Origin of the sequence: Cellulomonas marina (assembly GCF_900111925.1) — a bacterium.
Taxonomy (GTDB): Bacteria; Actinomycetota; Actinomycetes; order Actinomycetales; family Cellulomonadaceae; genus Cellulomonas; species Cellulomonas marina.
Genome location: NZ_FOKA01000004.1, coordinates 22,890 through 47,717, shown reverse-complemented (window position 1 = coordinate 47,717; position 24,828 = coordinate 22,890). Strand labels below are relative to the sequence as shown.

Genomic DNA, 24,828 nt, shown 5'->3' with positions numbered 1-24,828 from the left:
TTGCCCCGGTATGTCCGTCGCCGGGTCCGTGCTCCCGGCGCTGCCGGGGGAGGGCCTGCGACGACCGCGGGCGCCCGCGACCGACAGCGAATCGAGGACTCCGAGTGACCCTGCAGGACTTCTTCCAGGCCGTGAGGCGACGCTGGTGGGTCGTGGCGGCCTGCCTGGTGGTAGGCCTCGTCGTCGCCAGCATCCTGGCCGCCACGACGCCGCAGCGCTACCGCGCGTCCTCGCAGCTGTACGTGTCGGTCAGCGGCGCGACCACCGCGTCGGAGCTGGCCACCGCGAGCACGTACGCCCGCCAGCAGGCGCCGGCGTTCGCGTCGCTCGTCGGCAGCACCGCGGTGCTCGAGGGCGTCTCGGCCGGGCTCGGCGGGTCGCGCACGGCGGACGAGCTGCGCGGCACCGTCGCCGGCTCCGCCTCCGACGGCAGCCCCATCATCGTCGTCTCGGCCCTGGCGCCCTCCGCCGACGAGGCGGTGCAGGTCGTGGACCTCACGACCGAGAACCTCATCGCCACCGCGCAGGAGCTCGCGGGCACCGCGCCCACCAGCGCCGCCGCGCTGCAGTTCACGGTGATCCAGCCGGGCCAGTCCTCGGGCTCGCCCGTGACGCCCAACTGGGAGCTCAACCTCGCGCTCGGCGCGCTGGCCGGCCTCGTCGTCGGCCTGCTGCTCGTCGCCGTCTCGGCCGTGGGCCGCGTGGCAGGCCGCCGGGTGGCGGAGCAGGCCTGATGGCCACCGTCCTGGGGACGCAGGCGCCGGCGCCCAGCGCGCCGGCCCTGCCCCGGGTCGCCCCGGGCGCGCTGGTCTGGCTGGCCGTCGCCGGCTTCGCCAGCATCGCGCTCCAGCGCATCTCCTTCACGATCGGCGGCGGCCAGATCTCGGCCGCCAGCCTCGTGCTGCTGCTGACCTGGGTGGTGCTGCTGGCGGTCTTCCGCTGGCCGGTCTCCGCCGGCGGGCTCGTCGGGTACTTCCTCATCCTGGCCATCGCGGCGACGACCGCCGTGCTCAACGCGGGCTCCGACCCGTCGCTGCCGATCTCGGTGCCGAGCCTGCTGCTCATCGTCACGGCGTACCTGCCGCTGCTGCTGGTGGTGCGGCCGTCGGGGGTCGAGGGGGCCGGGCGGGTGTACGCCCGCGGGCTGCTGTGGGCCGTGCGGATCGGCGCGGCGCTCGCGCTCGTCCAGGCCGTGCTCATGTGGTCCGGCCTCGGGTTCTGGGACCCGTTCGCCTCGCTCCCGGACGCGATCGTCGCCTCGAACTTCAACTCGGCGTACGACACCACGTACGTGGCGTCGAACTTCGGCTTCGAGACGAAGCCGAACGGCGTGATCTTCCTCGAGCCCTCGTTCGTGTCCCTGTGGTGCTGCTTCGGGCTCGTGCTCGAGGCGTACCGGTGGCACGAGCGGCGCAGCACCGGCGGCGCCGGGCTCGGCCGGCTGGTGTGGGTCCTCGTGCTCGCCGCGGCCGTCGCCGTCTCCATCAGCGCCAGCGGCTTCGTCGTCCTCGGCGTGGCGGCCCTGCCGCTGCTGTGGCGCTACCGCGACCGGCCCCTGGTCATCCTCGGCGCCGCGGTCGTCATCGCCGGGGCGTTCGCGTCCGGGTTCCTCGGGCCGATCACCGCGAAGCTGCTCGAGGGCACGTCGGGGGACACCTCGACGAACCTGCGGCTCGTCGCGCCGTACCAGCTCCTGGCCCCGCTCACGGCGGACTCGCCGCTGTGGGGGCACGGGCCGGGCACGGCCGACCGGCTCGCGGGGCAGTTCGGGCTCTCGGGCCTGCAGACGACGACGATCGTCAAGGCGGCGCTCGAGTACGGCTGGCCGTTCGTCGTCGCGCTGCTGGGCGTGGCCCTGCTGCGGGCGTTCGTCGGCGGGCCGCGCTGCCTCGGCCTCACCCTGGCCGCGCTCGGCGTGTGGCTCATCCCGTCCGAGGCGCTCCTGGGCGCGCCCGTGCTGGCGCTCGTGCTGTTCCTGGCGCCGAACGTGGCCGCGGCCGGCCGGGCGCGCCGGGCGGGCCTGACGGACCAGACGGTCCTGTAGAACGCCGACCGCCGGTCCCGACGCCGTCGTCCCCACCCGGGGGCGGCGGCGTCCGTGCGTCCGGAGGTCGTCGGACGTGAGCGAGCAGGGCGGGTGAGAACCGGGTGAGGACCGGGTGAAGAGCGGGTGAGAGCGGCGGTCCTATCGGGTTACCGGCGGGTGGACGCGGGCCCCCGAACGCGGGAAAGCGGTACCTCCGGTCACCCGATGGGCCGCGCCCGCGGTCAAGGCGGGGGCGGGGTGCGACGACGTACCGGGCATCAGGCCACGCGGCCCACCCGGTGCGCAGGACCCCGACGAGGGGCTCTGACCAGGGAGGACGCGGGGTCGTCGCCCACCCCACCCACCCCCGGGAGCCCGCCGTGCGTACCCTCCGTGCACTGCCGTCCACCCTCCGCCGCGGCATCGGCGCGTGGCTGGCCGCCACCGTCGCCTTCGGCGGCCTGGCCGTCGCCACCAGCCCGGCGGCGTCCGCGAACGACGCCGAGCCCATCGCCACGCGGACCCTGTCCGGTGCCTACGTCGGCGCCCGCAACCTCACCGGTCTGAAGAACTTCGAGACCTTCCGCGGGGCCACCGCCTCCATCGCGACGGACTTCGTAGACGGCTCCACGTGGAGCACCATCGCCAACCCGACGTGGCTCATGAGCGGTTGGCGCAACACGGGCTACCACGTGGCCTACGCCGTCCCGATGCTGCCGGCCACCGGCGGCTCCATCCAGGAGGGCGCGACCGGCGCCTACAACGCCTCGTGGAAGACGCTGGCCACCAACCTCGTCGCCTACTCCGAGCAGGACGCCATCGTCCGCATCGGCTGGGAGATGAACGGCACGTGGATGCGCTGGTCCGCCGTCGACGACCCGGCCGCCTACGTCGCCTACTGGCGCCAGATCGTCGACACGATGCGCTCGGTGCCTGGCCAGGACTTCGTCTTCGAGTGGGCGCCGAACCTCGGCCAGGGCGCCGCCGGCTTCAACAAGGAGTCGGCCTACCCGGGCGACGCCTACGTCGACCTCGTCGGCGCCAGCGTCTACGACCAGAGCTGGTCGCTCAACAAGCCCGGCGACGAGGTCAAGCGCTGGACGTCCATGGTGACGATGAGCGGCGGCATGCAGTGGCAGGCCGACTTCGCCCGCGCCCACGGCAAGCGCGCGTCCCTGTCCGAGTGGGGCCTGTCTCAGCGGTGCGACGGCAACGGCGGCGGCGACGACCCGTACTTCGTCGAGCAGATCCTCAAGTTCGCCGACGCCAACGACTACTACTACGAGTCGTACTTCAACCGGAACATGAGCGAGTGCGAGGTGCACCAGATCACGAACGGCCCGTTCGAGGCCGCGCGCACCGCCTACCAGGGCATGTACCAGCCGCGTCCCGTCGTCGTCTGGACGCCCCCGGCCCCCGAGCCCGTCCTGACCGTCGACTCCACGCTCTGCCCGATCGTCAAGCTCAGCTACTCGTCCAACCGCTCGAACGCGGTGCAGCTCCAGGGCCAGACCGTCAGGACCGGCAAGGCCTACATCTTCGTCGCGCCGCCCACCACGCCCACCGTCGTGACCTTCTGGCTCGACGACCCGACGATGGCCGGCGCGCCGAAGATCGTCGAGAAGGGCGCGCCGTGGGACCTCATGGGCGGGGCGTCCTGGGCCGCCAACCCCTTCGACACCAGCACCCTGACCGCCGGGACCCACACGCTGACCGTCCGCCTGGACTACGCGAACGCCCCGTCGCAGCTCACGCAGGTCACGTTCACGCGCTGACCCCCGCGACCGCCCGATGACGACGGCGCCCGTCCCCGCACCGGGGCGGGCGCCGTCGTCGTCGGCGGAGGCGCAGGTCAGCGGCCCGGGAGGCGAGCGTCACAGCGTGACCTGCGCAGCCGCCCCTCGGCCCGCCGACACCGCGCACGTACCCTGCCTGCATGCCCACCCCCCCTCCCGGCGCATCCGACGCGGCCGCGGCCCGACCCGGGCAGAGTGATCCCGCCGCGGACGTGACCACCGACGCGAGCCCGGGTGCCGACCCCGGGGCGGCCGGGCCGGCAACGGCCGCGGCCGACGGCGCCGCCAACGCCGCCCGGCTCAAGACCTCCGCCATCAGCGGCGTGAAGTGGAACTTCCTGTCGACGCTGGCCTCGCTCGTCGGCCGTCTCGTCTTCACCTTCGCGCTGGCCCGCCTCATCGGGCCGGAGAACTTCGGCATCGTGTCGCTGGCGACGCTCTACACGACCTTCGCCGTCGTCGTGCTCGACCAGGGGTTCGGGCTCGCGCTCGTGCAGCGCAAGGAGCTGGGCCCCAAGGACATCGGCTCGGTGGCCTGGCTCAACCTGGCGATGGGCGCGCTGCTGTGCGTGGCGACGATCCTCCTGGCCCCGGCGATGGCCGACTTCTTCAGCACCCCGGAGCTCGAGGGCGTGCTGCAGGTGCTGTCGATCACGCTGCTGATCCGCGGCCTGACGCTGGTCCGCGAGAACCTGGTCCGCCGCTACCTGCGCTTCCGGCAGTTCGCGCTCATCCAGACCGGCGCCGTGATCGGCGGCGGGGTGGCGGGCATCGTCGCCGCGCTGCTCGGCGCGGAGTACTGGGCGCTGGTGGTGCAGACGCTGGTCAACGACCTCGTCATCCTCGTCTCGCTGCTGGTGATGTTCCGCTCCGTGAGCTGGGCCGCCTCCTGGGCCTCGTTGCGCTCCATGGCCGGCTTCTCCAGCAAGATGCTGGCGTCGAACCTGCTGCTCTACGTGGGCGGCAACGCGGACAACATCCTCATCGGCCGGTTCCTCAACCCCACGCAGCTCGCGTTCTACGCGCTGTCCTACCGGCTGCTGCGCATGCCGCTGCAGATGATCGGCTCCGTGGTCAACGGCGTGGCCCTGCCGATCTTCTCCCGGCTGCAGGACGACGACGAGCGCACCGCCTCCTGGCTCCTCGTCGCCACGCAGGCCGTCGCCGTCGTCGCGTTCCCGCTGTTCGGCCTCATGGTGATCGCCGCCGAGGCGGGCGTCGAGGTGGGCTTCGGGACGGAGTGGGACGGGGCCGTGGTGCCGCTGCAGCTCCTGGCGCTGGCCGGCGCGCCCATGATCGTCCGGATGCTGCTGCCCGCGCTGGCCACCGCCCGCGGGCACGCCGGCCTGGTGCTGCGCTGGACGCTCATCAACGTGACGCTCGGCATCGCCGGGATGGTCGTCGGCCTGCAGGTCGCCGGGATCGTCGGCGTCGCCGCCTCGGTCGCGATCGTCACCTACCTCACCTGGCTGCCCAACGTGGCGCAGGTGCTGCGGCGGTCGACGGGCCTGGGGCTCGGGCCGTACGTGACCAAGCTCGTGCCGCCCGTGGTGTGCACGCTGCTGGCCGTGGGGCTGTGGTGGCTGGCGTACCTGCCCTTCCGCCCCTCCGGCGACGAGGCGCACGGCCTCCTGCCGGTCCTCGGCGTGACGCTCGCCGCCCTCGCGTTCTACGCCGCCCTCGTGCGGTTCCTCTTCCCGCGCACCTTCCGCGCGGTGACGAGCATCGGCACCCAGATGGTCCGCAAGCAGACCGACGTCTGACGCGCACGACGACGGCGCCGGCCCCCGCTGCGGGGGACCGGCGCCGTCGTCGTCGGGCGGGCGCTCCGTGCCGGGCGGGCCCGGCCCTCGGTCAGCGCCTGAAGGCGACCGCCACGCTGCGCGTGCCCGTGCTCGTCTCGAAGACGACGGTCATCGTGTGCGGGCCGGCCGGCAGCGCCGTCACGTCCCAGGCCGTCGCGGCCGTCGCCGTGCCGCCCCGCAGGTCGTACGGCGCCTGGCCCTCGACCTGGAGCGGGGTGCGGACGCCCATGAGGTCGTCGAGGTAGAAGCGGACCTTCGTCGTGGCGAACGTCGGCTGGGCGAAGACGTAGACCTTGCCCGTGACCGTGCGGCCCGACAGGGCGACGGCACCGGAGCGGTCGGCCTTCGTCGAGACCTTGACCACCGACGCGTCGGGGCTGGGGTAGACCGGGTGGGTCGGGCCGAAGTGCTTGATGTACTCGGCCTTGGCCGCCGTGAACGGACCCGTCACGAGCTTGTGCACCTCGCAGGAGCCCATGTCCTTGTCGAAGTAGCTCTCGTACAGGTAGTCGTGGGTGTTGACCCACTCCGAGACCTTGGCGACGAAGTAGGGGTTGTCGTTGCCGCCGCGGCCGTCGCAGCGCTTGCTCAGGCCCCACTCGGGCAGGCTGTTGCGCTTGCCGTGCGCGGCGGCGAAGTCGACGCTCCACTGCAGGCCGCCGGCCATGGTGACCATGCCGTTCCAGCGCTCGACGTGCTGGGCGGAGGTCACGCCCCAGCTCTGGTCGTAGAGGCTCATGCCGATGACGTCGACGTACGCGTCACCGGGGTAGGCCAGCGTCTTGTCGAAGCCCTTCGTGCCGGCGCCGGGCTGCGGCGCCCACTCGAACCGGAACGCCTGGCCGGGCACGGCGCGCATGGCCTTGACGATCTTGATCCAGTAGTTGCGGTACGCGGCCGGGTCCGGCACGGCGGACCAGCGGAACCACGTGCCGTTCATCTCCCAGCCCACGCGCAGGATCGCGTCCTCGGCGCCGTTGGCGACGAGCGAGCGGCCCAGCGCGGCGAAGTGGCCGTCGAAGGCGCCGGTCGCGCCCTGCTGCAGGGTGCCGCCGGTGGCGGGCAGCATCGGGACGCCGAGCGCCACGGGCAGGTTCAGGCCCTTGTACTTGCCGGCCACCCAGCTCGCGTTCTCCATCGCCTCCCAGCTCGAGCCGTCGACGAAGTCGGTGACGACGCCGGCTGGGCGCCCGCGCCAGGTGCCGAACTGCTGGACGAGGTCCGGGACGCCGGAGCCGCGGTACGCACCCGACAGCACGGGGGTGGAGGCCGCCTCGGCGGTGACGGCGGCGGGGCCGGTGACGACCCCGGTGAGGCCGGCCGCGAGGGCGATGGTGAGGGCGACGGGGGGCGCGAGCCTGGTCAGGGCCGCCCGGAGCCTCGTGCTCGGGAGGGTCTGCATGGCGGGTTCTCCTCGTGCCTGCCGGTATCCCTGCGGGCCGGCGGGCGTCGGGCCCGACCTCCGATGTCGAGCCTGTCAACCTGGGTACGGGTGAATTCGCGGTCGTCCTGAGCCCGGCCGGGTGTGAGGAAGGCCATGAGGCGCACAGCTCATGAGGTCCGGGACGATGACGACCACGCGCGCGAGGCGTCCCACCCCTGGTCGGAGCCGTGGCACGCGACGCGGTCCCCGGCGCCGGGCGCTCCCGGCCGGCCGGCGGCGCCCGCGAGGTGACCGCATCGTGGGCACGGCCCGATGCGAGGTCCGGGTAGGTTCGGGCGTCCCCCACCCCGTCCCCCGAGCCGTGCGAGGTCCCGATGCACAAGCCCGCCCTGGTCGTCGCGGCCGCCGGAGGAGCCACCTTCCTGGCCGGTCTGGTCATGCCGACCCTCGCGGCCGCGCTCGAGCGGCGCCTGGCGGCCCCGGCCCCGGCCGCCCCGCTGACGGACCTCGGCGCGCGTCCGTCGATCGAGGTCGTCGTGCCTGCCTACCTGGAGGCGTCGACGGTGGGGGAGTGCGTGCGCACGCTCCACGAGGCGCTCAAGGGCTACGAGGGGCCGTCGTCGGTGACCGTCGTCGCGAGCGACCCGGGCACCGCCGCCGCGGCGCGCGAGGCGGGGGCGGACGAGGTCGTCGAGACCGGGCGCACCGGCAAGCCGGCCGCCGCCAACCTCGGGGCCGCGCGCTCGACCGCCGACGTCCTCGTCTTCACCGACGCGAACTGCGTCGTCGGCCCCGCCGACTGGCCGCAGCGGGTCGTCGACGACCTGCGCCGCGCGCACCTGGTGTCCGCCAACAAGCAGGAGCGGGGTCGCGGGGAGGGCGCCTTCTGGCGCTACGAGCAGCGCGCGAAGGAGCAGCTCGTCGCCGGCGGCGGCAGCATCAGCGTCGTGGGCGAGTTCATCGCCACCCGCCGCACCGACTTCCTGCCCGCCCCCGCCGGCGCGATCCTCGACGACCTCTGGCTCGCGGTCGAGTACCTGCTGCGCGACCGCGTCGTCCTCGTCGATCCGGAGCTCCACACGCTCGAGGACAGCGCGGGCAACCGGGAGCAGTGGGGTCGGCGCCTGCGCATCATGCGCGGCCTGCTCGAGGAGATGGTGCCCCGCGTTCCCGAGCTCGTGACCCGGCCCGCCGGCCGGATGTTCGTCGCGCACAAGCTCTACCGGGCGACGGTCGGTGCCGCCGGCTTCTGGGTCGGCGCCGCCGCGGCCTCGGTCGTGGCTCCGCCCGTGACGCTCGTCGCGCTGCCGGCCGCCGTCGCAGCGGGCGCGGCGTACGCCGGCCGGCTCGCGCCCGACGCCACGCTCCCGGCGCCCGTCGCGGCGCTGGGCATGCAGGCCGTCCCGCCGGCGGCCCTGTGGACCACGCTCGTCCGCCGGCTGCGCCCACGCCCCGCCCCGGCCACCACCGGGTGGGAGAAGATCGCGCGCTGAGCGCGTACGGGACGTCACACCCGGCGCCCGCCCGCGGCCGCGGATGCCCTCGCTAGGGTGACGCGAGCCGTCCCCCCGCCCCCCACCGGAAGGAACCGGGTGCCCACCCCGCTGACCGTCGTCTCGTTGAGCACGTCCTGCTGGGGGGCGGAGGAGAGCATGCTCACGCTGCTCGGCCACCTCGACGTCCCCGCGCGGGTGGCCGCCCCGGCGGGGGAGCTCGTCGACGCGGCCCGCGCCGCCGGGCACGCGACGCTCACGCTCACGGACCCCGCCGTCCGGCGGCTCGGGGACATCGGCAAGGGCATCGGGGCCGCCGGGACGGGGCCCGCGCTGCTCGGGGCGGCTGCGGCGCTCGCGGGGCAGCCGCTGTGGGGGAAGGGCCCGGTCGTGAGCTTCTCCATGTGGCTGCACCTGCCGCTCGCGCTCGCCGGGCGGGCGCGCGGGGCGCGCGTCGTCCTGGACCTGCACGACGGGCCGTTCACCGCCGCGGGCGCGGCGGTGCAGTCGGCGGCGGCGTTCGCGGCGACGCGCGTGGTCGCCACCAGCCGGACGGCGCTGGACCACGTGGGGCGCTGGCCTCATCGGAGGGCCGCGGTCGTCCCGCGGCCCGTGGAGCTGCCGGCGGGGCTCGGGGCTGCCGGGGAGACCACGGGCGACGAGACCGTCGCGGACGGCACGACGCCGCTGCGGGCCGTCATCGTCGGGCGGCTCGACCCCGAGAAGCGCGTGGACGTGGCCCTCGAGGCGCAGCGCCGGGCGCGGGCGGCCGGCGTGCCGGTCGAGCTGACCGTCGTCGGGGCGCCGCACAACGGCGAGCCGGGCCTGGACCACCTGCGCGCGCGCTGGCCCGACGCGCGCTTCACCGGGCGCCTCCCGCACGATGCCGTGCTGACGGAGCTCACCGGCGCGGACCTGCTGGTCAGTACCGCCACCGGGGAGGCCTTCGGCCGGACCGTCGTCGAGGCGGCGCTGCTGGGCGTGCCGTCCCTCGTCGTCGGCGGAGGACCGGCGGAGAACGTGCGCGACGGCCGGACCGGCCTGCTGGCCACCGGCACCGGCCCGGACGAGGTCGCCGCGGGCCTGGCCCGCGCGGCGGCCGACCGGGCGGCGCTGACGAGCATGGGAGCGGCCGCGCGGGCCGAGCTCGGGGCGCTCTGCGACCCCGCGACGGTCACGCGCCAGTGGTGGGCGGAGGTGGCGGGATGAACCGCGCGGTCCTGGTGAGCAAGCACGTGCCCTACCCGTCGACGAGCGGCGGCGCGCTGCGCGAGGCCGGCGTCGCGGCGATGCTGCGCACCGTCTTCGACGACGTGCACGTGGTCGGCTTCGGCCCCGAGCCGGACCCGGCGCTCGTCCCTGACGGCGTCACCGTGCACGCCTTCGAGGGCTCCGACGACGCCCGCGGCGTGCTCGCGGCGCGCTCCCTGGTGATCGGCCGCTGGTACTCGGCCGCCATGGCCAAGCGCATCACGTCGCTGCTGCTGCCGGGCGCGCACCTGCACGTCGGCTTCCCGCACATGGCGGTGGCCGCGCCCTCGCCCGCCCGGATCGACTCCCTCGACCTGCACAACGTCGAGAGCGACCTGCTGGCCCAGCGGGCGGCGCGCCGCGGGGCCGTCCAGCGCCGCCTCCTGGCCGCCGAGGTCGTGCGCATGCGCGCCTGGGAGCGGTCGCTGGCCGGCGTCCCCGTCATCACCTGCGTCTCCGAGAACGACCGGCAGCGCCTGGCGACCCTCGGGGTGCCGGCCGTCGTCGCCCCCAACGGCACGACCCTGCCGGCCGACGTGACGCCGCCGACCGGGCACGGCCTGGCCTTCGTCGGCTCCCTGGACTGGGAGCCCAACGTCGAGGGCGTGCTGTGGTTCACCCGGCAGGTGTGGCCGGCGCTGCGCGCGGCGGACCCGGCGGTCACGGTGACGGTCGCGGGCCGGTCGCCCGGCCCGGAGCTGACGTCGCTGGACGTGACGGGCGTGCGCGTGGCCGGGGACGTGCCCGCCGTCGCGCCCGTCTACTCCGAGGCTGCGCTGGCGATCTGCCCGCTGCTCACCGGCGGCGGCTCGCGCCTGAAGATCGTCGAGGCGCTCGCGCACGGCCGGCCCGTGGTCAGCACGTCCCTCGGGGCCGAGGGCATGGAGGACCTGTGGGGCCGCGGGGTCGTCATCGCCGACGAGCCCGCCGCCTTCGCCCGGGCCGTCGCGGACCTGCTGGCCGACCCGGCCGAGCTGGCCCGCCTGGGCCGTGAGGGCCGTGCGGCCGTGCAGGAGTCGTGGTCCTGGGAGGCGACGCTGCGGCCGATGCGCGACGCGATCGTCGCCGGGCGGGCGGAGGGGGTCGCGTGATCAAGGTCGCCGTCGCCAACGAGTACAACCTGCGCGACAACGTGCCGCGCTTCCACGAGGGGCGGTACGCGCGCCACCTGCTGTTCGGCGTCCAGCGCCTCGTCGGGCCGGAGTTCGCCGTGCGGTTCGTCGGCGAGCGCCTGCCGGGACGGCTCGGCGCGGACCGCCGCCTGCGCGCGCTCGCGACGAACCTCCGCGCGCTCGCGGCGTGCCTGCCGGGGCCGGGCCGGGCGGACGTCGTCTATGCGACCCACACCTGGACCGCCGTGCTGCCGGGGCTGGTCAAGCGCCTCACCGGCCGGCCGCGCCGGCTCGTCACCATCGTCCACGGGCTGCCCGGGTCCGTGCGGTCGCGGCCGGGCCTGTTCGGCCAGGTGTTCGGTGCGCACGACGCGCTCGTGTTCCTCAGCCCCACCGACCTCGCCGCGGTGCGGCCCGGCCTGCGTCCCGGCCAGGATGCGTTCCTCGCCCCCTGGGGGCCGAGCGAGGAGTGGGGGCACGTGGACGCGGACGTCTCCTCGGCCCACCTGCGCCCGTCCGGCGCGCCCGACGAGCCCTTCGTCTTCGCCATCGGCAAGAGCAAGCGGGACTGGGCCACCCTCGCCGCCGCCCAGCGGCTGGCCGGTTTCCCGCTCGTCGTCGTCGCCGGTCCGCGGTGCGAGGTCGAGCCGTCGCCGCGCGTCGCGGTGCACCAGCCGTCCCCGGGCACGGGGGAGGCCCTGCCGCTCGACGAGGTGCTCGCGCTGTACCGCGACGCCCGCGTGCTCGTGCTGCCGCTCGTCGAGGACCCGAGCCTCAACGGCTCCACCGCGCTGGTGGAGGCGCTGGCCAGCGGCAGCCGGGTGGTCATGACCGCCACCCGGGCCATGGCGGGCTTCGCCGACCTCTACCCTGGCTGGGTGCTGACCGCACCTCCCGGCGACGCCGCCGCCCTCGCGGACGCGATCACGCGCGCCCTCACCGAGCCGCTGCCGGCGCCGCGACCCGTGCTGCCCACGGCCGAGCGGTTCGAGGCCAAGGTCCTCGCGGTGCTGACCGGGCGGCGGAGCGACGAGGTGACGGGCTGAACGCAGCTGCCGCACCCGCGCGCCTCGTCGCCGTCGACGTCTGCACCAAGCGCCGGCCGGTCGGTCTGGCCCGTCTCCTCGACAGCCTCGCGGCGCTCGAGAGCCCGGGCGCGGACGTCCGCGTCGTCGTCGTGGTCGCGGACAACGACCCCGAGGCGTCCGCACGCGCGATGGTCGAGGCGCGGGCGGACGGGTTCCCGCACGCCCTCGTCTACACGCACGCCCCGCGGCCCGGCATCCCCGCGGCCCGCAACGCGGCGCTGCGGGCGTCGCTGTCCTGGGCGCGTGCCCAGCCGGGCGCCGACCCCGAGCACCCCCTCGACGCGGTGTGCGTCGTCGACGACGACGAGTGGGTCGTGCCCGGGTGGCTGCGGGAGCTCCTGGGCACCCGCGCCGCGACCGGGGCCGACGTGGTGACGGCGACGGTGGAGCCCGTGTTCGTCGGGACGCCGCCCGCCTGGGCCGTCGCGGGCAGGTTCTACGAGCGCGACCGCTACCCGACGGGCACGTCGCTGGACTACGCCCGCACGAGCAACGTGCTCGTCGACGGGCGCGTCTTCACCGCCGACGGCCTGCGCTTCGCCTCCGTCGGCATGCCTGGCGGGTCGGACACCTTCTTCTTCGAGCGGGCGCGGCTGCGCGGCCGGCGGATCGTCTGGTGCGACGAGGCCGTCGCGTACGAGGAGGTGCCGGCGGAGCGGGTGTCCGCGCGGTGGCTGGTGCTGCGCCAGTACCGCTACGGCCTCGTGCGCAGCGCGGTGCTGCGCGCGACGGTGCCCTCGCGCGCGCGGCACGTGCGCCGCGCCCTCGCCGGGGCCGGGACGGCGGCCTGGGGCCTCGCACGCCTCGTCGTCGGGGTCGCCGACCCCGTCCGGCGCGTCGCCGCCGCGCGGGTCGTCGCCTCGGGCGTCGGGCTGGTGCTGGGGCTCGTCGGTGTCACCTACGACGACTACCGCGAGGTCCACGGCCGCTGACGCGGTTCGTGCCACGCCTGCGGCGCACGCCGTGCCCTCGGTCGTGGGTGCCGCGGCGTCAGCGCCCGAAGCGCGTGCGCAGGGGGCGCGGCAGCTCGAGCAGGAACGACAGCCCGACACGCCGGGCGACGGCGTCGACGACGAGGCCGACCCCCACCGCGAGCGCCACGGCCAGCAGCGGCAGGACCACCACCGCCGCCACGGCCGCGTGCCGCAGGGCCGGCGCCTCGTCGCCGCCCCACAGCACGAGCTGGAAGACGATGGGGTGCGTGACGTACACGGCCAGGGTGCGCTGGCCCACGTACCGCCCCACCGCCGCGAACGGCCGCCACGCGACCGCCCTGGCGACGAAGCCCGCCGCGAAGGCGAGGGCCACCGCACTGCTGAGGGTGAGCAGCAGGCCGCGCACGGGGTGCACGGTCGGGATGCGCGAGGCGGCCAGCAGGACCATCGCGCCGGCGCCGAGACCGAGCACGGGCAGCCACCGGGCCGTCGACGTCCAGCGCATGATGGTGTCCCGGCCGTACACGCCCAGCGCGAAGAAGAGCGCGTACTGCGGGATGCTCACCCACGTGCGGAACGTGTCGACCTGCACGGCGGCGCACACCACGGAGACCACCGCCAGCACGCCGAGCACCACCGCCGGCGGGACGCGGCGCAGCGCCGCCAGCACCAGCACGTACAGCGCGAGCGCGAGCAGGTACCACAGCGGGCTGTCCGGCACGACGAGCTGCTCCGGCGACGCCTCGAGCGCCCAGCGCGGACGCCACGTGCTCGCGGGGGTCAGCACGGCGACGAGGAGGTAGACCCCCGTCCAGACCGCGAAGAGCCAGTACGTGGTCACCGAGCGGTAGACCGTCGTCGAGCGGTGCAGCCCCTCGCGCACCTGCCGTGCGAGCAGGAGGCCGGACACGCCCAGGAGCAGCGGCATCCGCACCGCGGACAGCACGAAGCCGACGAGCTCCCACCCCTGGCCCAGCGGGCCGTCGATGCTCCAGTGCTGGAAGGACCACTGGACGAAGTGGAAGAGGACCACGGCCAGCACGGCGTAGCCGCGGGCGGCGTCGACCCACAGCAGCCGCGGCTTCGGACGCGCCGCGCCCGACGAGCCGCTCGAGGCGGGGGCGGAGGGGCCCGCGACATCGGGCGCGGGTCGGCCGGTCTGCTGGGCCATGGGACCTCTCGGGCTGGGGGACCGCCGGCGGGCGGTGGTCCGGCGGGGGGAGGTGCGGCACCAGCGTGGCGTGCCGGGGGCCCGCGCGTCACCCCCGCGGGGTCGATGGTGGCGGGACTCACGCAGCGCGGCCCCCGACCGCTGGTGGTCGGGGGCCGCGCTGGAGTCAGCGGATCAGCTGCTGAGGAACGTCACCGTGGCGGTGCGCGTCCCGCCGCCGGGCAGGTCGAAGACCGCGGTCATCGTGTGCTTGCCGGGGGACAGGGGCCGGGCGTCCCACGGGACGGCGTTCGTGGACGTCCCGCCGCGCATGTCGTACGGCGCGGTGGAGTCCGTGCCGATCGGGGTGCCGCTGGCGTCGGTGTCGTCGAGGTAGAAGCGGACGCGCTCGACGTCGAAGGTCGGCTTGGCGTGGATGTACACCCGCGAGGAGGACACGCCCATCCAGGACAGCGGCAGGGCGCCGAGGCGGGTCGAGAGCCAGGAGACCTTCAGCACGCGGCCGTCGACCGTGCCGCCGGCCGACGGCGCCGGGTCCGGATCCGTAACGGGGTCGGACTCGTCGGGGGTGTTCGTCGCGCCTGTGCCGAAGATTGTCTTGTACGCCGCCGCCGCCTTCGGGAACCGCGAGCTGTAGAGGGAGTGCGTCTGCTCGCAGAGCGTGCCACCGGTGTAGTTGAAGTAGGTCTCGTAGTAGTAGTCGTGCGTCGTGAACCACTTCGAGAGCTGCTCGATGAAGTACGGGTCGTCGTTGCCGCCGTTGCCGTCGCACCGGTAGGTCAGGCCCCACTCCGGCATGGAGTTGCGCTTGCCGTGCGCCTTGGCGAAGTCGACGCTCCACTGCAGGCCGTAGGGCATGGTGACGAAGCGGTTCCAGCGCTCCTCGCGCTGGTCGGGGCTGTACGACCAGCTCTGGTTGTACAGGGAGGTGCCGATGAGGTCGACGTACGAGTCGCCGGGGTAGGCGCTCACCTTGTCGAAGCCCGAGGTACCGGCGCCGGGGTTCGGCGCCCACTCGAAGCGGAAGGCCTCGCCGTCGACGGACCGCATGGCGCGCACGATCTGGCGCCAGTAGGCGACGTAGGTGTCGGCGTCCGGCACGGCCGACCAGCGGAACCAGTCGCCGTTCATCTCCCAGCCCAGGCGCAGGATCGCGTCGCGCTGGCCGTTGTCCACGAGGTGCTGGGCGAGCTGGCGGAAGTAGGTGTTGTACTCGCCGGCCGCGCCGCGGCTCATGGAACCGCCGCTGGCGGGCAGCATCGGCACGGAGTACGACATCTCGTAGCCGCGGCCGGCCCACTGCTCGACGATCCACGGGTCGCTGAGCGTCCGCCACGACGTGCCGTCGACGAAGTCCTGGACCACGTCGACGTCGCGGCCGCGCCAGTCGCCGAACTCGGTGACGCTGGCGACGCGTCCGCCGCGACCGTAGACGCCGGACAGGGGTCCGTCGTCCGCGGCCGAGGCGGCGGCGGGCACCGCCAGGCCGACCGCCAGCAGGGCGACTGTCGTCAGGGTGGCGGCGAGGGCGCGGGGCCTCCACCGTCGGGCTGCTGCGGGCATGGAGGTGCGTCGCATCGGCTCTCCTTGGTTGTTCTTCGGGTGCCATGCCGGGCGGACCCGGGGCAGGGCGCACCGGCACGACCCACGGCAGGAGGGCCGCGCCGGCATCAGGACAGGGGCTGCACTGCCCCCAATGCGCCCGGTGCACCACCTGCGACGGCGGTGCCCGGCGACGACAGTACGGGTGAAATTTCGATTCACCCAGGGTCCTGGGACGTGACGCGCGCAACATTCAGCACTCTGTGGTACAAGCGCCGACGGCGATGGGGGACGGGTCGGCGGTGGCCCGGCCAGGGCGTCCGTCGGGGGCGTCGCGCCTGGTCAGAACAGGAACGGGACCGTCTCGGTGCGCTCCTCGCCGCTCGCGGTCTCGACGACCACGGTGAGGGTGTGCTCGCCCGGCTCGAGGTCGGGGACGGTCCACGGCAGCGGCCTCTGCCCGTCCCGGCCGCCGAGGTCGAAGGGCGCCTCGTCGCGCACGGCGAGCGGCGGGGAGGACGCGTCGGGGTCGTCGAGGTACCAGCGCACCCGGACTGCGTCGGCGCCCACCCGGGCGAAGACGTACACGTCCCCCTCGAGGCCCGCCCACGCGAGCTCGCGCGCCCCGGCCCGTGACGGCGACCAGCTCACGCGCAGGGGCGTGCCCTCGTCGGAGGCGTCACCGGAGTCGTCGCCGGAGGCGTCGTCCGCGCCGGCGGCGGCGTCGGTCCCCCCGTCGCCGCCGAACCGGTCGCGGTACGCCTCCGCCGCCTCCGGGAACTGCCTCTCCCCGACGTCCCCGGACACCCGGTGGACCTGGTCGCAGGAGTCCTCGCCCGTGTAGTCGAAGTAGGCCTCGTAGAGGTAGTCGTGCGCGTCGACCCAGTCGGCGACCGCGTCGATGAAGAACGCGTTGTCGCCGCCGCCGTTGCCGTCGCAGCGGTACGCCAGGCTCCACTCCGGCAGGCTGCTGCGCTTCCCGCGCTCGGCCGCGAAGGCGACGTTCCACGCCAGGCCGTAGTCCCGCCCGACGACGTCCTCCCACCGCGAGACGGCCTCGTCCTCGTCGTGCTGCCAGCTCTGGTCGTGCAGCGACATGCCGACGACGTCGACCCAGGCGTCGCCCGGGTAGGCGGACAGCGGGTCGAAGCCGGCGGCGCCGCGGCCGGGCTGCGGCGCCCACTCGACGAGGAAGTCGGCGCCGGGCACCGAGCGCAGGGCGTCGACGGCGTGGCGCCAGAACGACACGTACGCCTCCGGGTCCTCCACCGCCGACCAGCGGAACCAGGGCCCGTTCATCTCCCAGCCCAGGCGCAGCACCGCGTCGGCCTGGTCGTTCTCGACGAGGTGCTCCCCGAGCGCGACGAAGTGCTCGTCGTACGCGCCGGTGGCGCCGTCCGCGAGCGTGCCGCCCGACCGGGGCAGCAGGGGGACGGACCACGCCATCCGGTAGCCCGTGCCCGCCCACTGCTCGACCACCCAGGAGTCGGTGATGTCCTCCCAGGTCGCGTCGGCGAGGAAGTCGGCCACGACCGGCACGTCCCGTCCGCGCCAGGCGGCGAAGGACTCAACCGTGTCCGTCCGCCCGCCCCGCCCGTACACGCCCGAGAGGACCTCGGGCTCCGCCTCGCCGGCCCCGCCTGCCTCGTCACCCGGGGGCGAGGGCGTCGCGGCCGCGGCCAGGTCCTCGGGGGCCGGAGCGGGAGTGCGCGGCACCAGGGTCGTCAGCAGGGCGACGACGGCGAGCGCCGCCAGCACCAGACCGACCATGCGTCCCCACCGGGTGCGGGTCGGCCGGTGCTCAGCAGGGGCCGGGGCGGGCGGAAGGGTCGTCGACATCGCCGTCCATGGTGCACGAGCCGCCTGCGAGCGACCTGCCCGTCGCGACCCCGGAGGGGTGACGCGCGTCGCACCTGCGGCGACTGACCCCCTCTCCCTACGTCAACGTGATGCTCGCCACGTTCGGCCTCTGTGCGGCTGCGCGACGCCGCCACCTGCGCCAACGCTCCGTCAGAGCGACGGGGGACACATCTGGTCGAATCGGACGATCCGTCGAAAGGGTGCGTTCCTCCGGGGTACCTCGTTACCGTCGGTGAGGCGCACACAGCGCCGACGCAACGAGGCGCCAGTCCGGCGGGGGCACGACGCACGGAGGTGACGCTTGACGATCGAGCATGACGTGAAGGGCCTGCAGCAGGCTCAGGGACAACGGCGACGGGAGTGGGGCAGCACCCGCTCCCCCGAGCAGTGGAGCACCGACTACCGGGTGCTCCTCTGGATCAGCGACACGGTGGCCGTCGCGGCCGCCGCAGCCGCGGGCTACTTCTTCCACCTCGAAGGCGCCACGCCGGTGCTCTCGGGTGGCTTCGCGGCCCCGCAGGCCGCGTTCTCCGCGGTCCTGCTCGTCGCCTGGCTCACCGCCCTGGCCGCCGGTCGCACCCGCGACCGCCGCCTCATCGGCACCGGCCCCGCGGAGTACACGCGGGTCTTCGCCGTGTCGTGGCGGCTCTTCGCCGCGATGGCCGTCGTCGCCTTCATGGGCGGCATCGACATGGCGCGCGGGTACCTCGCCATCACGTTCCCGCTCGGCGTGCTGCTCCTGCTCGTCGGCCGGTTCGCCCGGCGCCAGGCGCTGCACCGCCAGCGCGCCGCCGGGACCGCCGTGTCCTCCGTCGTGGTCGTCGGCCACCGGGAGCGGGCCGCGGAGCTCATCGACGTCCTGCACCACAACCCGCGCGCCGGCTACGCCGTCGTCGGGGTGTGCATCCCCTCGGGCGAGGTGCGCGAGGACGAGTCGGTCCGCGGCGTGCCCGTCCTGGGCTCGATGGCGGACGCGGCCGAGGTCGCGCAGATGCTCGCCGTCGATGCCGTCGCCGTGACCGGCGCGGACGCGATCACCATGTCGACGGTCCGGCGCCTGGGCTGGGAGCTCGAGGGCACGGGCATCGACCTGGCGCTCTCGCCCGGCCTGCTCGACGTGGCCGGCCCGCGCATGATGCTCAAGCCGGTCAACGGCCTGCCGTTGCTCTACGTCGACGAGCCCACGTTCCGCGGGGCCCGCTACGTCGTGAAGTCGGTCTTCGACTGGGTCGCGGCGCTGCTCATCACGATCGCGCTGTCCCCGGTGATGCTCGTCGTCGGCCTGCTGGTGAAGTTCACCAGCCCCGGCCCGGTCTTCTACCGGCAGGAGCGCATCGGCCGGCACGGCATGCCGTTCGGGATGATCAAGTTCCGCTCGATGTACCCCAACGCGCACGAGCGCCTCGCCGAGGTGCTGGCCGCCGAGGGCATCACCGAGACGGGCATGTTCTACAAGCCCAAGAACGACCCCCGCATCACGCCGGTGGGCAAGGTCATCCGCAAGTACTCGCTCGACGAGCTGCCGCAGCTGTTCAACGTGCTGCGCGGCGAGATGAGCCTCGTGGGCCCGCGCCCGCAGATCCACGCCGAGGTCGCGCTGTACGACGAGCAGGCTGCCCGCCGCCTCCTGGTCAAGCCCGGCCTGACCGGTCTGTGGCAGGTGTCCGGGCGCTCCGCGCTCGAGGCCGACGAGGCCATCCGCCTCGACGTGACCTACGCGGAGAACTGGACCATGTTCGGCGACCTGGCGATCCTCGCCCGGACCGCCAAGGTCATGGTGACGGGGGACGGCGCCCGCTGACCCCACCCGGCCCTCGGGCCGCACGCACGACGAGGACCCGGCCGGGCGGACCTGGCCGGGTCCTCGTGCGTCCGCAGGTCAGCCCGGGAGCGGGGGCTGAACCTGGGGCAGGTGCGCGCGGAGTCGCTCGGCCGCCGCGTCGAGGCGCTCCGCGGGCTCGTCGGTGCGGGCGTTCGCGAACGTCAGGCTGCTCTCGTCCCAGGCGGGCAGCACGTGCAGGTGGAGGTGCGGGACCTCGAAGCCCGCGACGAGCAGCGCCGCCCGCGGTGCCCCGAACGCCCGCTGCTGGGCGGCGCCGATGCGCTTGGCGACGACGACGAGGTGCGCGAGCAGGTCGTCGTCGGCGTCCGTGAGCTGCTCCACCTCCTCGTGCGGCACGACGAGCACGTGCCCGTCCGTGATCGGCGCGATGGTGAGGAAGGCGACGCAGCGGTCGTCGGACCAGACGAACCGGCCCGGGATCTCGCCGTCGATGATGCGCGTGAACAGGGTGGCCATGGCCGCCAACCTACGACCGTCGCCCGGTGCCCGCGACGCCCTCAGGTGCGCGCGAGCTCCTGCAGCGCCAGCACGGTCCGCCAGTTCCGCGCCGTCCCGATCCGCCCCGCGACCCGCGACAGCACGTCGAGCGTGAGCCGCGATCGGCCCTGGCCGTCCGGGTAGTGCAGGTAGGCCTCGCGCGCGGTCCACACCACGGCCTCGCCGCCGTAGCGGGACAGGTCGGTCCCCGCCGCGCCGGGGACGACGTCGCCGTCCCAGAACGCGACCGCGAGGTGCGTGGGTTCCTGCCTCGCCACGTCCGGGAAGGGGCAGCCCTGGACGAGGGCGTCGAGCTCCGTCGCGGTCCGGACGACGACGGGGACGTCGAGGCCGAGGTCCGCGGCCAGCGCGGCGGACAGGCCCGCCGCCACGTCAGCCGGCGCCGCCTCGGGGTCGGCCGTCGTCAGCACGACGTTCCCGCTGGCCGCGTACGTGCGCACGTCGGTGTGGCCCGCTGCCTCGGTGATCCGCCGCAGGTCGGCGGAGCGCACGGTCCGACCCCCGACGTTGACCGCCCGCAGCAGCCCGACGACGCGCGCCGCCCGCTCCTGCGCGACCACGCCCGCGACGCCGGTCAGAGGTAGGCGGCCGGGTCGAACTCGTCGACCGGGATGATCCGGATGCGCGGCAGGACGACGTTGAACGCCGCCACGTCGTGCTCGAGGTCGAACGTCTGCAGCCCGCGCGTCACCAGGCCGGACAGCGAGTGATTCGTGAACTCGCGGAAGGCCAGCAGCCCGACCCGGCGCCCGCCCTCGTCGACGAGCCGCTCCATCTCCGGGAAGAAGTCGCCGTCGTGGCTGGCCAGCAGCACGTCGCCGTCGCGCTCGGCCAGCGCGGCCAGGGTGCGCTTGATGCCGATGTCGACGACCTTCTCCGTCGAGGAGCCGGCGAGCGGGATGGGCCGGAAGCCGATGGCCATGAGCGCCTGCACGAACGGCATGGGCAGCGACCCGCTCGAGGCGTTGAGGAAGAACAGGCCGCGCGCGGGCTGGCCCCAGCGCTGCTCGGCGAAGCCCAGGACGCGCTCCCAGCGCGGGCGCTGGTCCGGCGTCGGCCGGGCGTTGAGGATCGAGCTGCCCAGCGTGGCGTCGATGTTCTCCCCGTCGACGAGGACGTAGGTCTGGCGCGTGTCCACGGCCCCGGTGCTCATGCCGCGAGCCTAGTGACACCGGGCAGCGGGCGGACCTGCACGGGAGGAAAGCGGTGATGCGTGGCGGAGATCAGGGGCGGGGGTGAGAAGGTGTCGCCGTGAGCGAGCAGAGCGCGGCGACGACGCCGGGGTCGGAGGGTGGCTCGCCGGCGGCGCCGTCCGCCGCGGTCGCGGCCGCCGCGTGGGAGTCGCTGTTCCGCGCGCAGGTGGCGCTCATGCGGCGGTTCACCCGCGAGGACGTGTGGGGGCCGCTGTCCGTGCAGGAGTACGACGTGCTCTTCGCGCTGTCCCGGGCGGAGGGCCGGACGCTGCGGCTGCGCGACATCCACGAGCACGGCCTGCTGACGCAGCCGTCGGTGTCGCGGCTCGTCGACCGGCTGGAGCGGCGCGGGTGGGTGACGCGGGGCCCCGTCGCCGGCGATGCGCGCGGCGTGGCGGTGACGCTCACGGACGCCGGGCTCGAGCTGCAGCGGGAGGTCGGCCGGCGGCACGTGCGCTCGATCCAGCGGCTCGTCGGCGGCGCGCTGGACCGCGACGAGCTCCTGCAGCTCCAGGACCTCACCCAGCGGCTGCGGGCGGCGCAGGCGGACCTGCCGGACGCCTGAGCGTGGCCGCGGGCGCCCGGGCCGGCTCGATGTGGCCGTCGCCACGCTCGTCGGGAGGTTGCTGACAACCTGTCGGGACCTCGGGCCCATGAGCGCACCCCGGGTCGCTGGTCGACTGAGGGGGTGCGGCACCGGGCCGCGCGAGGAGGGCGTCATGAGGGTGCTGGTTGCGGTCGCGTCGAGGCACGGGGCGACGTGGGAGATCGGGGAGGCCGTCGCGCGCGTCCTGGGACGTGCGGGGCACGAGGCCGAGGTCGTCGAGCCGGGAGCCGTCGGCACGCTCGAGGGGTACGACGCCGTCGTGCTCGGGTCGGCTGTGTACCTGGCGCACTGGGTGCCGGTGGCGCGCGAGCTCGCGGCACGGCTGGCCGACGAGCTGCGGGAGCGGCCCGTGTGGCTGTTCTCGTCCGGGCTGGCCACGCAGCCGGCGGCGTCCGCCAACTCCCCGCACGAGCTGGCCGAGCTGCGGGAGCGCATCGGCGCCCGCGGGCACCGGTCCTTCCGGGGGCGGCTGGACCGCTCGCTGCTGAGCTTCGCCGAGCGCGCCGTCATCGCCGGCGGCCGGGCCCGGGAGGGCGACCACCGCGACTTCGCGGCGGTGGAGGCGTGGGCGGCCGGGATCGCCGACGAGCTGTCGGACCTGGAGCGCCGGCGGCACGCCGCTGGCGTGGGCGCGCGTTCGCACGCGGCGCTCTGACCGGCCGTCTCACGGGCCCGGTCACGGGCGTCGGCGCCTGCCCGCGCCGAGGCCACGGGACCTGACGCCCGGTCCGGATCGACGTCACTGAGAGGACGCCCGCTCCCGGGCGGGGGCCGCGTCGGCGGGGATGGGACCATGGTGGCCATGTCCACCGACGTGCTCCCGACGGGCGCCGAGGCGCCCACGACGCCCCCCGACGTGCGGCCCTACGACGCCGTCATGCTCTACTCCTTCGGCGGCCCCGACGGCCCCGACGACGTGCTGCCGTTCCTGCGCAACGTCACCGCGGGCAAGAACATCCCGGACGAGCGGCTCGCGCAGGTCGGCGAGCACTACATGCACTTCGGCGGCGCCAGCCCCATCAACGGGCAGAACCTCGCCCTGCAGGCCGCGCTGTCCGACGAGCTGCGCCGCCGCGGGGTCGAGGTCCCCGTGCTGTGGGGCAACCGCAACTGGACGCCCTACACGCGTGACGCGCTGACAGAGGCGTACGAGCGGGGCGCGCGCCGGGTGGTCGCCCTCGTCACCAGCGCCTACTCCTCCTACTCGGGCTGCCGCCAGTACCGCGAGGACCTGTGGGCCTCGCTGGAGCAGGTCGCGGCGTCCGTGGGCACGGCCGAGCACCCGCTCGCCGTGGACAAGATCCGCTCGTACTTCAACACCCCCGGCTTCGTCCAGGGCAATGTCGACGCGGTGACCGACGCGGTGGCCGAGCTCACCGCGCGCACCGGCGGCGCGCCCTACCGCATCGTCTTTGTCACGCACTCCATCCCGACGACGATGGAGGCCGCCTCCGTCGTGTCGCAGGCGCGCTACTCCGAGCAGCACCTCGAGGTCGCGCGCCTCGTCGCGCAGGCCGTGGGGGAGCGGACCGGCACCGCGCCGGAGTGGGACCTCGCGTACTGCTCGCGCTCGGGCCCGCCCAGCCAGCCGTGGCTGGAGCCCGACGTCAACGACCACCTCGAGGCGCTCAAGGCCGCGGGCACGACGAACGTCGTCATCGCGCCGATCGGGTTCGTCTCGGACCACATGGAGGTCGTCTACGACCTCGACACCGAGGCGCTGGAGACGGCGGCCGAGCTCGGCATGACCGCGGTCCGCGCGGGGACGGTCGGGACGCGGGCGCCCTTCGTCGAGGGCCTGGTGGACCTCATCCTCGAGCGGGCGGAGCACGCGCGCGTGCGCGACGCCGGCGGCGAGCCCGGGCCGGGCGTCACCGTGGGCGGGCTGCCGCCGTTCCGCGAGATCTGCGCGCCGGGCTGCTGCCTCATGCGCGACGGGGAGCCGTCGGGCCGGCCCGCCGCCTGCTCTGTGGACCCGCTGCAGTGAGCACCCAGCCGCACGACCCCAGGGAGCACCCGTGACCACCGCCACCCCCGCCGAGCACGCCACCGAGCACACCGCCGAGCACGCGCCCGACCACGAGGCCATCAACGCCCGCATCGCCTACACGATGTGGTCCGTCTTCTCCTTCACCGGCGCCGCGCCCGAGGACGCGTTGGCCCGGCGGGCGGAGGCGGCGGACGCGCTCGCGGCGGTCGCCGACCCCGGGCTGACGGTCCGCGGCTGGTACGACGTGTCCGGCCTGCGCGCCGACGCCGACCTCATGGTCTGGTGGCACGCGGAGACGGTCGAGGAGGTGCAGGGCGCCTACGCCCGGCTGCGGTCCACGGAGCTCGGCGCCCAGCTCGAGCCCGTCTGGTCCGTGGTGGGCCTGCACCGGCCCGCGGAGTTCAACCGCAGCCACGTCCCGGCGTTCCTGGCGGGGGAGGACCCCGGCGCGTACGTCTGCGTCTACCCGTTCGTCCGCTCCTACGAGTGGTACATCCTCCCCGAGGACGAGCGGCGGGAGATGCTGCGCGAGCACGGCGCCGCCGCCCGCGACTACAAGGACGTGCGCGCCAACACGGTCGCCTCGTTCGCGCTGTCGGACTACGAGTTCATCCTCGCGTTCGAGGCCGGGGAGCTGTACCGCATCGTCGACCTCATGCGCGAGCTGCGGGCGACGCAGGCGCGCCGGCACGTCCGCGAGGAGGTGCCGTTCTACACCGGCCCGCGCGTGGAGCTGGCCGACTGGCTGGAGGCCCGTCCGCGCGCGTGACGCGCGGAAGCGGCGGCGGGTGGGCCCGGCCTCCTGTCCCGCCCCTGCCCGGCGCCCCTGCCCGCGGGATGGACGTCCCGCGGGCAGGGCTGCCACGATCGGTCGCATGAGCGGCCTCGCGGGGACCTGGACCGTCGTGCGGATCGGCACGGCCGCCACCGCGGAGGGTGCGCAGGGCCGGCCGTCCCTGACGTTCGAGGGCGACGGCCAGGTGTTCGGCTACGGCGGCGTCAACCGGCTGCGGGGCACGTGGACCCTGGACGTCGACCGGCTGGCGTTCGGCCCGGTCGTGGCCACGCGGATGGCCGGTCCGGACGACGTGACCGCGACGGAGACCGCCCTCCTGGCCCTGCTCGCGCGGCCGGCGCGGCTCACCCTGCAGGGCGGCCCCGACCACGCGGTGCTGCACGGCGTCGACGGGACCGAGGCGGAGCTGGTGCGCGAGGTCGGGGCGTAGCGGCCTGC

At 74.8% G+C, this 24,828-nt stretch carries 22 protein-coding genes; 15 read left to right on the top strand and 7 right to left on the bottom strand.

Annotation, left to right across the window (positions count from 1 at the left end):
* Window positions 1-104: 104 nt before the first annotated feature.
* From BM048_RS05605 to BM048_RS05590, 4 genes are all read left to right on the top strand, one after another.
* Complete coding sequence (locus tag BM048_RS05605; protein ID WP_090031407.1) at window positions 105-734, top strand: YveK family protein; 630 nt, start codon at window positions 105-107, stop codon at window positions 732-734.
* Window positions 734-2,044 carry a hypothetical protein gene (locus BM048_RS05600; protein WP_090031405.1) on the top strand — a complete coding sequence of 437 codons (1,311 nt, stop codon included), beginning with the start codon at window positions 734-736 and terminating at the stop codon, window positions 2,042-2,044. Before BM048_RS05605 ends, BM048_RS05600 begins: the two co-directional genes overlap by 1 nt.
* 362 nt (window positions 2,045-2,406) lie before the next feature.
* Complete coding sequence (locus tag BM048_RS05595) at window positions 2,407-3,801, top strand: glycoside hydrolase family 26 protein (RefSeq protein WP_090031403.1); 1,395 nt, start codon at window positions 2,407-2,409, stop codon at window positions 3,799-3,801.
* 161 nt (window positions 3,802-3,962) lie between these two features.
* Complete coding sequence (locus BM048_RS05590) at window positions 3,963-5,585, top strand: lipopolysaccharide biosynthesis protein (RefSeq protein WP_090031401.1); 1,623 nt, start codon at window positions 3,963-3,965, stop codon at window positions 5,583-5,585.
* Window positions 5,586-5,676: 91 nt separating this feature from the next.
* Here the strand turns inward: BM048_RS05590 and BM048_RS05585 are convergent, their stop codons facing one another.
* On the bottom strand, window positions 5,677-7,029 hold the full coding sequence (locus tag BM048_RS05585) for a glycosyl hydrolase (RefSeq protein ID WP_090031399.1): 1,353 nt from the start codon (window positions 7,027-7,029) through the stop codon (window positions 5,677-5,679).
* A gap of 356 nt (window positions 7,030-7,385) precedes the next feature.
* On the opposite strand from BM048_RS05585, the gene BM048_RS05580 reads away from it, so the two are divergent.
* From BM048_RS05580 to BM048_RS18080, 5 genes are all read left to right on the top strand, one after another.
* On the top strand, window positions 7,386-8,504 hold the full coding sequence (locus BM048_RS05580) for a glycosyltransferase (protein ID WP_090031398.1): 1,119 nt from the start codon (window positions 7,386-7,388) through the stop codon (window positions 8,502-8,504).
* A gap of 99 nt (window positions 8,505-8,603) precedes the next feature.
* Window positions 8,604-9,713 carry a glycosyltransferase family 4 protein gene (locus BM048_RS05575; protein WP_139224308.1) on the top strand — a complete coding sequence of 370 codons (1,110 nt, stop codon included), beginning with the start codon at window positions 8,604-8,606 and terminating at the stop codon, window positions 9,711-9,713.
* Window positions 9,710-10,846, top strand: coding sequence for a glycosyltransferase family 4 protein (locus BM048_RS05570; RefSeq protein WP_090031395.1), 1,137 nt, complete (start codon window positions 9,710-9,712; stop codon window positions 10,844-10,846). Before BM048_RS05575 ends, BM048_RS05570 begins: the two co-directional genes overlap by 4 nt.
* Window positions 10,843-11,913 (top strand): glycosyltransferase, encoded by a 1,071-nt coding sequence (locus BM048_RS05565; protein ID WP_175499321.1) that lies wholly within the window; start codon window positions 10,843-10,845, stop codon window positions 11,911-11,913. Before BM048_RS05570 ends, BM048_RS05565 begins: the two co-directional genes overlap by 4 nt.
* Window positions 11,910-12,887, top strand: a complete 978-nt coding sequence (locus tag BM048_RS18080) for a glycosyltransferase family 2 protein (protein ID WP_239078862.1) — start codon at window positions 11,910-11,912, stop codon at window positions 12,885-12,887. Before BM048_RS05565 ends, BM048_RS18080 begins: the two co-directional genes overlap by 4 nt.
* A gap of 58 nt (window positions 12,888-12,945) precedes the next feature.
* Here the strand turns inward: BM048_RS18080 and BM048_RS05555 are convergent, their stop codons facing one another.
* The 3 genes from BM048_RS05555 to BM048_RS05545 all read right to left on the bottom strand — a co-directional run bounded on the left by BM048_RS05555 (window position 12,946) and on the right by BM048_RS05545 (window position 17,373).
* Window positions 12,946-14,061: an acyltransferase family protein gene (locus BM048_RS05555; protein WP_090031390.1), complete on the bottom strand. Its 1,116-nt coding sequence runs from the start codon at window positions 14,059-14,061 to the stop codon at window positions 12,946-12,948.
* A gap of 174 nt (window positions 14,062-14,235) precedes the next feature.
* Complete coding sequence (locus BM048_RS05550) at window positions 14,236-15,639, bottom strand: glycosyl hydrolase (RefSeq protein WP_090031388.1); 1,404 nt, start codon at window positions 15,637-15,639, stop codon at window positions 14,236-14,238.
* 306 nt (window positions 15,640-15,945) lie between these two features.
* Window positions 15,946-17,373, bottom strand: coding sequence for a glycoside hydrolase family 26 protein (locus tag BM048_RS05545; RefSeq protein WP_175499319.1), 1,428 nt, complete (start codon window positions 17,371-17,373; stop codon window positions 15,946-15,948).
* 391 nt (window positions 17,374-17,764) lie between these two features.
* Here BM048_RS05545 and BM048_RS05540 point away from each other — a divergent pair, with 391 nt between their 5' ends.
* The gene (locus BM048_RS05540) at window positions 17,765-19,264 is read left to right on the top strand and encodes a sugar transferase (protein ID WP_239078858.1); all 1,500 of its coding nucleotides are present in this window, start codon (window positions 17,765-17,767) and stop codon (window positions 19,262-19,264) included.
* A 78-nt stretch (window positions 19,265-19,342) separates the two neighbouring features.
* Here the strand turns inward: BM048_RS05540 and BM048_RS05535 are convergent, their stop codons facing one another.
* Genes BM048_RS05535 through BM048_RS05525 form a run of 3 tightly spaced genes read right to left on the bottom strand, consistent with a single transcriptional unit; the run spans window position 19,343 to window position 20,957 of the window.
* Window positions 19,343-19,762 carry an HIT family protein gene (locus BM048_RS05535; protein ID WP_090031385.1) on the bottom strand — a complete coding sequence of 140 codons (420 nt, stop codon included), beginning with the start codon at window positions 19,760-19,762 and terminating at the stop codon, window positions 19,343-19,345.
* Window positions 19,763-19,803: 41 nt separating this feature from the next.
* Entirely contained in the window at window positions 19,804-20,364 is a 561-nt protein-coding gene (locus BM048_RS05530; RefSeq protein ID WP_090031384.1) for a DUF1697 domain-containing protein, read from the bottom strand.
* Window positions 20,365-20,378: 14 nt separating this feature from the next.
* Window positions 20,379-20,957, bottom strand: coding sequence for an NYN domain-containing protein (locus BM048_RS05525; protein WP_090031382.1), 579 nt, complete (start codon window positions 20,955-20,957; stop codon window positions 20,379-20,381).
* Window positions 20,958-21,055: 98 nt separating this feature from the next.
* On the opposite strand from BM048_RS05525, the gene BM048_RS05520 reads away from it, so the two are divergent.
* The 5 genes from BM048_RS05520 to BM048_RS05500 all read left to right on the top strand — a co-directional run bounded on the left by BM048_RS05520 (window position 21,056) and on the right by BM048_RS05500 (window position 24,820).
* Window positions 21,056-21,562: a MarR family winged helix-turn-helix transcriptional regulator gene (locus BM048_RS05520; RefSeq protein WP_239078857.1), complete on the top strand. Its 507-nt coding sequence runs from the start codon at window positions 21,056-21,058 to the stop codon at window positions 21,560-21,562.
* Window positions 21,563-21,716: 154 nt separating this feature from the next.
* Window positions 21,717-22,259, top strand: coding sequence for a flavodoxin domain-containing protein (locus BM048_RS05515; RefSeq protein WP_090031381.1), 543 nt, complete (start codon window positions 21,717-21,719; stop codon window positions 22,257-22,259).
* A 147-nt stretch (window positions 22,260-22,406) separates the two neighbouring features.
* Window positions 22,407-23,591, top strand: coding sequence for a ferrochelatase (locus BM048_RS05510; RefSeq protein ID WP_090031668.1), 1,185 nt, complete (start codon window positions 22,407-22,409; stop codon window positions 23,589-23,591).
* A 31-nt stretch (window positions 23,592-23,622) separates the two neighbouring features.
* Entirely contained in the window at window positions 23,623-24,363 is a 741-nt protein-coding gene (hemQ, locus tag BM048_RS05505; RefSeq protein ID WP_373308429.1) for a hydrogen peroxide-dependent heme synthase, read from the top strand.
* Window positions 24,364-24,469: 106 nt separating this feature from the next.
* Window positions 24,470-24,820: an META domain-containing protein gene (locus tag BM048_RS05500; protein WP_090031379.1), complete on the top strand. Its 351-nt coding sequence runs from the start codon at window positions 24,470-24,472 to the stop codon at window positions 24,818-24,820.
* The last annotated feature ends 8 nt before the right edge of the window (window positions 24,821-24,828 follow it).

Excerpts from the sequence above, each read along its gene's own strand:
- BM048_RS05600 (WP_090031405.1), top strand. The coding sequence starts at position 734 with ATGGCCACCGTCCTGGGGACGCAGGCGCCGGCGCCCAGCGCGCCGGCC.
- BM048_RS05590 (WP_090031401.1), top strand. The coding sequence starts at position 3,963 with ATGCCCACCCCCCCTCCCGGCGCATCCGACGCGGCCGCGGCCCGACCC.
- BM048_RS05585 (WP_090031399.1), bottom strand. The coding sequence starts at position 7,029 with ATGCAGACCCTCCCGAGCACGAGGCTCCGGGCGGCCCTGACCAGGCTC.
- BM048_RS05580 (WP_090031398.1), top strand. The coding sequence starts at position 7,386 with ATGCACAAGCCCGCCCTGGTCGTCGCGGCCGCCGGAGGAGCCACCTTC.
- BM048_RS05570 (WP_090031395.1), top strand. The coding sequence starts at position 9,710 with ATGAACCGCGCGGTCCTGGTGAGCAAGCACGTGCCCTACCCGTCGACG.
- BM048_RS05555 (WP_090031390.1), bottom strand. The coding sequence starts at position 14,061 with ATGGCCCAGCAGACCGGCCGACCCGCGCCCGATGTCGCGGGCCCCTCC.
- BM048_RS05550 (WP_090031388.1), bottom strand. The coding sequence starts at position 15,639 with ATGCGACGCACCTCCATGCCCGCAGCAGCCCGACGGTGGAGGCCCCGC.
- BM048_RS05545 (WP_175499319.1), bottom strand. The coding sequence starts at position 17,373 with ATGGTCGGTCTGGTGCTGGCGGCGCTCGCCGTCGTCGCCCTGCTGACG.
- BM048_RS05535 (WP_090031385.1), bottom strand. The coding sequence starts at position 19,762 with ATGGCCACCCTGTTCACGCGCATCATCGACGGCGAGATCCCGGGCCGG.
- BM048_RS05525 (WP_090031382.1), bottom strand. The coding sequence starts at position 20,957 with ATGAGCACCGGGGCCGTGGACACGCGCCAGACCTACGTCCTCGTCGAC.
- BM048_RS05515 (WP_090031381.1), top strand. The coding sequence starts at position 21,717 with ATGAGGGTGCTGGTTGCGGTCGCGTCGAGGCACGGGGCGACGTGGGAG.
- BM048_RS05510 (WP_090031668.1), top strand. The coding sequence starts at position 22,407 with ATGTCCACCGACGTGCTCCCGACGGGCGCCGAGGCGCCCACGACGCCC.
- BM048_RS05500 (WP_090031379.1), top strand. The coding sequence starts at position 24,470 with ATGAGCGGCCTCGCGGGGACCTGGACCGTCGTGCGGATCGGCACGGCC.